This is a genomic window from Streptomyces sp. NPDC002701 (genome assembly GCF_042889045.1).
Classification (GTDB): Bacteria; Actinomycetota; Actinomycetes; order Streptomycetales; family Streptomycetaceae; genus Streptomyces.
Genome location: NZ_JBIAQL010000042.1, coordinates 23,954 through 30,256, shown reverse-complemented (window position 1 = coordinate 30,256; position 6,303 = coordinate 23,954). Strand labels below are relative to the sequence as shown.

Below are 6,303 nucleotides of genomic sequence, written 5' to 3'. Positions count from 1 at the left end.
GTCAGTCCACCGCCCTGCGCATACCTCATACCACCGGCCTACCGCAGGGATCACCACCCGTCAGCCCCTCCGACAACACCCCGAATAGATCAGTAACAGGAGAGAGCCGCTTCGAGCGGTTCGACCTTCCGACCCGGATTCAGGAGGAGACCGTGCGCAAAGCCGCACTTGGACTGTTCATGGCGTTGATGGCGGTGCTCGCCGTGGCGCCGCTGGCCGGCGCCGACCAGACGCAGACCGTGGCCTGCTGCGGGCCGAATCCGCCCGGCTGGCCGTAAGCCTCTGCCGGCAGCGCATCTGCTGGACCCGATATCTGCTCTACCGAGGAGATGCCATGAGGAAAGCCGTGCTCGGCTTGTTGGTGGCGTTGGCGACGGTGCTGGCCGTGGCGCCGCTCGCTGACGCTGGTCAGACCCAGACCGTGGCCTGCTGCGGGCCGCAGCCGCCCGGCTGGCCGTAACAGCCCGCGCCCCCGGCAGACGTCCTACGGCGGTGAGGTCCCGCACCCGCACGAGACGCGGGTGCGGGACACCGTCTTGATGTCCACGCTGAGTCAGTTCGGGGTGAAGGTGTCGACGATCAAGGCGCCGGCATCGTGCCCGGTGCTCGCTGAACACGCTGACGCGTAGGCCGGCGCGGAAGGAGCCGGTGCGTAGGTCCTCGACGAAGGCTGCCACGGTCTGGCGGAAGCGGCGGCGTTGTTGCGGGGTGAGGTGGTCCAGGTCGGTGGTGAAGCGAGGCAGGGCCTCGTAGGTCGACACGTCGGTCCTCCAGGCAGCAAGAAGCCCCCGGCGTTGCCGGGGCGGAGGGTGGGTGACGTGGTGCAGGGCGCGGCGTCTTTGGTCGCCGGGTAGGGGAGCGGTACGCAGATGTGCGCTGGTTGACGGTGAAGCCGTTTACTGGTGGGTTTCGGTGTTGGTGAGGCGGGTGTGATTGGCTGCCGCGCAGCATTTACGTGGCCCTGGTGGTGTCCGCCGGGCGAGCACGGCGGCGCCGCGAACGCCCGCCGGGCGGGATCAGCCGTGAAGTTCCGGTGAGTCCTCCCGCCTCACGGGATCAAGCTTCTTCGCAGGTCAGAGCCGGTGTGTGCTGTGGTGATGCTGAGTGTCGCGAAGATCCAGAGGCGTAACGCGTGGCGGTACTACATACGCGGAGTCGCGTTCGGTGACGGGCGCCGTCCGGTCGGCCAGTCGTTGAAGGGTGCCCAGGAGCTGGCCGGGCTCCTACCGGGACGGTGGCTGGGGCGTGGTCTGCGTGCGCTGGGGCTCACCGAGGGCGCTCAGGTGTCCGAGCGTCAGCTGGAGCTGTTGTTCGGCGAGGGCCGGCACCCGGACGCCGACCGCATCGAGCGCGGCCTCCTGGACGACGGCATCGATGCGGCCACGGCTCGCCGGCTCACCGTGTTGGGGCAGCCGATCGAGGAGATCGAGGCGCGCAAGCAGACCCCGCTGCTCGGGATGGATTTCACCTTCCGGCCGCAGGCGTCACTGGTCGTGCTGTGGGCGCTGGGTGACGCCACCGTGCGCCGGGTCATCGAGCGGGCCCATGAGCGGGCTCTCGCCGCGGCGCTGCGCTGGCTGGAGGATGAGGTTGCCGAGACCCGGTGGGCGTCAGGCCGCGGCCGTGCGAAGACGCCCGCGCTCGTTGGTCGCCGCCTTCCGGCACATCGACAACCGCGACGGACTGCCGCTTCTGCACGAGCACTGCCTGATCCTCAACCTCGTCCAGCGCCTGGGCGCCGACGGCGATCCGGTGTAAGTTCGCATTTGGATGGCCCTTTCTCGTTGATGGTGGCCTCTGTTCGGCCCAAAGGACAGCCGGGTGAGACGAACCTGCACCTGATCCGTGCACACCTGTAGTGGCGCAGGCCCGCCCTTGATCTATGCGATGAGGGGGCTCCGCTTCCACGCGTTTGGTGATCGAGGTGGACCATGCCCGATGTGGTTGGCAACGTTCGGTGAACCTTCGCCGGATGTCCTGTGCAGGTCGTTCAGCGCGAGTGGTCCGCGAGGGTCAGCAGCAGATGGGCCGACTCCGGACGCACATGGTCGGAGTGGGCACCCGCCGGGTTGAGGCGGCGACCGCGGACGTACACGTCGGAGGCGTCGATGTTCACGAAGTGGTGGTCGAGCGCTGCGAGCGGATACTGCTCGTCGGGCGTCAGCAGACGGGTGGTGAACATGGGGGCGGGGGCTGGGCCGATCCCAGAGTGCCCGATGCCAGGCTGCTGTTCTGCCCGCAGATGCCAGAAACCGGTCGCTCGGTCGTGGCGGGAGTACGTTGCGACGATAGGGCCCCTTAGCGGGGCGCCGTCGTGCCGGTCACTCGGCAGGATGTAAGGGAAGAGCGAGAGGAAGGCATCGCGCCGTGCGGCCATCTGGAACAGCAGCATGCTGTCCGCAGTGAACGGACGGTTTGGCGAACAGCCCGCCGCATTCCATCCCAGTGTGTCCACGAGCCGGGCGTCCGCCGCCCACTGCACCGCCTCGCACAGGAATCGGCAGCCGAAGGAGTGTCCGACGAGGTGGAGGTACTGGCCGTCGCGGTTGGCCAGTACCGGTGCCGCCCTGGGGTCAGTGCGCTTCGCGTCCAGATAGCCGAGCAGTAGACCCAGGATGTGTGCGGCATGTCCGTCGCCATCGCGTGCGCCCATTGCGTGTGCCCGGTCCCGGATCCTGCGGTAGCCGGCAGGGGTGAGCGGACTTGACGACGGCCAGCGCACCACGACAGCCCACGGGTTGAAGCCCTCGGCCGTGAGGGAAGGGTACGTATCCGGGGCTGCTGCCAGGTTGCCGTGCACGAGGGTCAGCAGCCGTTCAGCAGTGCGGTGGGCGGCCTTGGGGGACGTCTGCCAACCGTGCACATAGATGAAGATGTCCGTTGCCCAGGCGGGTGGGGTGAGGCGCTCGGTGAAGTAGTCGTGCAGCCGATGGTCGGGTACCGGCTCACCACTGCCGACATCGAGCAGCCAGCCGCTCTCGTCCAGGTCAACGGCCTCGACCGCGGTGACACGGCTCACGTCTCAACTCCTCTTGTCCGTTCCAGGCGGGCGTCCATACCGCCGTGCAACCCATAGGCGAAACCCAGGGGGTTGCGGTATCGGGTCGCGAAGTGCCGGGCCAGTTCGTGCGCGATCCTGCCGGCGGTCGTCTCGCCGCGCAGGTATCGGCTGACGAACTCGAGCGCGTACTCGGCGGCAAATGCCTGCGGCATTGCGATCTGCGGCCCCAGCACTCCCTGCGCGCCGTGCTCGATGAGCATGCGCCCGAGGAAGGCACGGTCCGCGCTCGCCCCGGAGACTCCGGCATGACATGCGTTGAGCAGGACGAGCGGTCGGAAAGGGCTGTGCCGGTGGCGTGCTCGCAGTTCGCGTACGTTGAGGCCCTCGAAGGCTTTGCCATCCGTGAGCCTGATGACCAGGGCGTGGGGTTCGGGCTCGTTGCCTATGAATTCGCCGTGGCACCAGAAGTACATCAACTGCTCGTCCAGATCCGGCCTTTCAAAGTCGCGGACCAGTTCGTCGTAGGTTGTGCGTATGGTGCACGTCGTGCCTTCCGCCAGTATTTTCGCGACCTCGTCCGCGCGGGTTGCGCGCCCCACACGTACGTCGTGGTTGAGGCTGACGGCAGGACGTTGCGGCACTGTGCTGGGTGGTCCGATCCATGCGTAGGCGTCGCCTGTGTGCTCGATCTGGTGGCGGTGGCCGAGGAAGCGGGCGAAGAGCGCGTCAAGGGGTGTTGCGGACGCGGTGGAGTCTCCGGCCGTGCAGAGCATCGGCCAGGGCAGATGCAGATCGGAGTCGAACCGTACCCGTAGCCCCTCCTTTGACAGGGCCGATCGGAGAAAGGTGCGGAACGTCTCGGTTCGTACATCGTCTCCGCGCAGCAGGGTGTCGAACAGCAGGAACTCGCCGCCGCGAGCCAGATCGGCCATTGCCGCGCGCAGTTCGTCCTCTGGTTCGGCGCTGAGATCTGCGGCCACAGCGTACGGGCGCTGCCGGTCCGGCAGGGCCCTGCCTCGATCGTCGACCGGCTGGAAGTCGACGAATTGCTCCTTCCACCGGGCGCACAGCCGAGCCGCCGCGCTGTGGACCTCGTCGGGCCGGACACTCAGGTCGGCCTTGTGCTCGGTACCCTTGAGCGCGGGAATGGACGTGCCCGTCATTCGGGCTCGGATCCGGTTGCCTCCGAGGACGTCGAAACTGACGCGAAGGTCGGGCGGTTCGGTCTCCAGGTGCGGCAGGAAACGGAAGCCGTCGCTGGGATCCTGGACGACACGGGTGATCAATGGGCGCGGCACCGGGTCAGGACCTCCCCTTGCCAGGACCCAGCGGTTTCGTCCCCGCCCTGGAGGGTTCGGCAGCGGCAATGTCCAAGTCCGTATCCACCTGTTGCAGGGCGACGCCAGTGTCGTGGTGCAGAAACGTGAACCGGATCCGGTGTGTGCCGGACTCCGCCGCCGTGACGCGGAACTGAGCGGATTCGGCGTTTCCAGGGCCGTAGAGAACCGTGGCTGGCACGACCTCCGCGTTGCTCAGCGGCACGGCCACGATGTCCAGCTGAGGCCGGGCACCTGAGCGAGCCCAGGGGTGCGCGGGGTCGGCCACCAGCTGCACACTCAGACGTGCGGGGCTTCCCGCGCGGGGATCGTCGTCCAGGAGCGTCAGGTAAGCCCGGCAGCGTGACGGTGCCCCTTTGTGCATCTGTAAGGCAGCCCGGCGTACGGCCTGGGCGAGGGCCGCGTCCGGGTGTGCGGCGGCGAGGGCGACCAGGACCTGCACGGTGCGGGGGTGGCCGACGGCTCGGACCTCGTCGAGGAGCTGGGGGACGGTCGGCTGCACCGCGGACTCCAGATGCCTCACGAGCCACGGTGCCTCACCGTGGTCGGCGACCGCGGCGGCGGTGTCGACCCACAGCCAGGTGGCCTCCTCGCGAGTGAGCACCTCGTGGGCGTCCTCGGGGTCGATTCCGTCGTGCTCGGCCAGCCACAGCAGGGCGTACGGCCGCAGCGGGGTCTTCTCCGCCACGGCGCGCACATCGGGCTCGGCGGGGCCGCCGACCACGCGCAGTGCCTCGAAGGCGAGGCCGCGCAGTAGGGCGTCCTCGCCGCGGGCGGCGTTGAGGAGTTCGGTGACGGCACTGCCGATGGGGCGGGCGGCGAGCCAGGTGCGGTATTCGGCGCGGGCCGCGTTGGGCCGCAGCTGGGAGCAGCCGCGCAGCATGTCCTCGGCTTTCTGCTTGATGTTCCCGGCCGGGCTCTGCGCGGCGACGCAGATCTGCTCCAGCTTGACCCACACCGCCCAGCTGCCGAGCGGCGTGAGCGTGGCATGGCCGTCGCCGTAAGTGAGGGCGCCGACGGAGGCCAGGGCGTGCAGGGCTCAGTCGAGAAGGGGGGCGAGGGGGGTGTCGCCGACCTGCTCCTGGGCGGGGGGTTCGGGCTGAGGCCCGTAGGGGATCTCGCAGCGCTCGGTGCGCAGTTCCGTGACCCGCTGCTCGAGAAGGTCCAGGAGCTGCTCCATGAGGACGGGCCCCGCGGACAGCTCCAGGAAGGAGAGCACCTGGGGCATAGCCGCGACGACCGCGTCAACGGTGGCGGGCTTGTGGTCTGCGAGTTCCGGATACACAAGGGACCAGGCGTCGAAGAGGGCGATCCAGCCGCGCAGTACAGCGCTGTCGTCGCGGTTCCAGGCGCGCAGGCGCCAGCCGGGGCGTGCGGTGTCGCCGTGCACCTCGACCAGGCCGGCGAGCCGGGCGGTGTCCCAGTCGTGGCGGACTTGATCCGGGGTCAGCCCCAGTTCGGCGGCGGCCCGTTCGGCGGTGGCGTCGGACAGGGTGCCCCTGCCGTCGGAGGGCCCACTGTCACGGTCGGGCCGGAGTGCGGCGTCGGCCCAGCGGGCGACGCGCGCCGCGTCGGCCAGACCGGAACGAGCCATTCTGGCCAGTTCCGCCGGGGCGGGTGTGCCCTCGGGCGGACGCGGGGCGGGGCGGCGCCAGCGCCGCTGATTCATCGCTCGTGGGGCAGCGGTCAGGGGTCGCGGGCGGACAAGTCGAACCCTGGAGTCGCGCGGGTCACCGGACGTCACGGGATCAGTTTCCCCGGTCATGCCTGAGATCCCAAGCTGGACCCGTCCAGAGACCCCTACAGTGCTGGAGGCGAGCGACGGCGCTCGGCTGTCGGAAGTTCACAGAGAGGACTCAAAGGTCAAGATCGCGAGACAGAATGCTGTGGCCCATGAATGAGACGTGGAGACGAAGCCCCACTCCATGCGCCGGAATGAGATGTTCCGAATGAGAACCTACATCC

General features: G+C 68.8%; 4 protein-coding genes and 2 pseudogenes. 3 read left to right on the top strand and 3 right to left on the bottom strand.

From position 1 onward, the window contains the following. From ACFYXC_RS40300 to ACFYXC_RS40290, 3 genes and pseudogenes are all read left to right on the top strand, one after another. On the top strand, positions 1-278 hold a 278-nt coding region (locus ACFYXC_RS40300; RefSeq protein WP_389557929.1), incomplete at its 5' end, for a hypothetical protein. Between the two features lie 819 nt (positions 279-1,097). Beyond that, positions 1,098-1,586: pseudogene (locus ACFYXC_RS40295) on the top strand (relaxase domain-containing protein); the annotation flags it as partial. Next, the gene (locus tag ACFYXC_RS40290) at positions 1,546-1,758 is read left to right on the top strand and encodes a relaxase domain-containing protein (RefSeq protein WP_389557935.1); all 213 of its coding nucleotides are present in this window, start codon (positions 1,546-1,548) and stop codon (positions 1,756-1,758) included. The pseudogene ACFYXC_RS40295 and the gene ACFYXC_RS40290, both read left to right, overlap by 41 nt. 232 nt (positions 1,759-1,990) lie before the next feature. On the opposite strand, the gene ACFYXC_RS40285 is transcribed toward ACFYXC_RS40290, so the two are convergent. The 3 genes and pseudogenes from ACFYXC_RS40285 to ACFYXC_RS40275 form a co-directional block, all read right to left on the bottom strand. Then, positions 1,991-3,019: a hypothetical protein gene (locus tag ACFYXC_RS40285; protein ID WP_389557927.1), complete on the bottom strand. Its 1,029-nt coding sequence runs from the start codon at positions 3,017-3,019 to the stop codon at positions 1,991-1,993. Further along, positions 3,016-4,299 (bottom strand): CHAT domain-containing protein, encoded by a 1,284-nt coding sequence (locus ACFYXC_RS40280; RefSeq protein WP_389557925.1) that lies wholly within the window; start codon positions 4,297-4,299, stop codon positions 3,016-3,018. The genes ACFYXC_RS40285 and ACFYXC_RS40280 overlap by 4 nt, the downstream gene beginning before the upstream one ends. Before the next feature lie 391 nt (positions 4,300-4,690). Next, positions 4,691-5,932: pseudogene (locus ACFYXC_RS40275) on the bottom strand (hypothetical protein); the annotation flags it as partial. Positions 5,933-6,303: the final 371 nt, after the last annotated feature.